Source organism: Mesorhizobium sp. M1E.F.Ca.ET.041.01.1.1, assembly GCF_003997355.1.
Classification (GTDB): domain Bacteria; phylum Pseudomonadota; class Alphaproteobacteria; order Rhizobiales; family Rhizobiaceae; genus Mesorhizobium.
Genome location: NZ_RZSL01001131.1, coordinates 1 through 800, shown reverse-complemented (window position 1 = coordinate 800; position 800 = coordinate 1). Strand labels below are relative to the sequence as shown.

Here is an 800-nt window from a genome sequence, read left to right as displayed (position 1 = left end):
TCAGACGGCCGACGATGACGTTCTCCTGCAGGCCCTGCAGCATGTCGGTCTTGCCGGCAACCGCGGCTTCCGTCAGCACCCTGGTCGTCTCCTGGAAGGAGGCGGCCGAGATGAAGGACGGCGTCTGCAGCGAGGCCTTGGTGATGCCGAGCAGCACCGGCTGACCTTCGGCCGGCTTCTTGCCGTCCTCGATCAGGCGCTCGTTGACCTCTTCCAGCTCGATCACGTCGACGTGGTCGCCCGGAATGTAGGTCGAGTCGCCCTGCGTGGTGATCTCGACCTTCTGCAGCATCTGGCGAACGATCACCTCGATGTGCTTGTCGTTGATCGACACGCCCTGCAGACGGTAGACCTCCTGGATCTCGTTGACGAGGTAGGACGCAAGCGCCTCCACGCCCTTGATCGCCAGGATGTCATGCGGCGCCGGGTTGCCGTCGAGGATGTAGTCGCCCTTCTCGATGACGTCGCCGTCCTGAAGATGGAACGGCTTGCCCTTCGGGATCAGGTACTCGACCGGCTCCAGCGTCGAGTCGTGCGGCTCGATGATGATGCGGCGCTTGTTCTTGTAGTCGCGGCCGAAGCGGATCGTGCCATCGATCTCGGCGATGATGGCGTGATCCTTCGGACGGCGAGCCTCGAACAGTTCGGCAACGCGCGGCAGACCACCGGTGATGTCCTTGGTCTTGGCGCTTTCCATCGGGATACGCGCCAGCACGTCGCCCGGGCGGACATGCGCGCCCGGCTCGACCGAGAGGATGGCCTCGACCGAGAGCAGGAAGCGTGCATCGCCGCCCTCCGAC

Annotated in this window: 1 pseudogene; it reads right to left on the bottom strand. The window is 64.5% G+C overall.

The window, feature by feature from the left end:
* Nucleotides 1-800 (bottom strand): annotated as a pseudogene (locus EOA38_RS37890) (DNA-directed RNA polymerase subunit beta'); the annotation flags it as partial.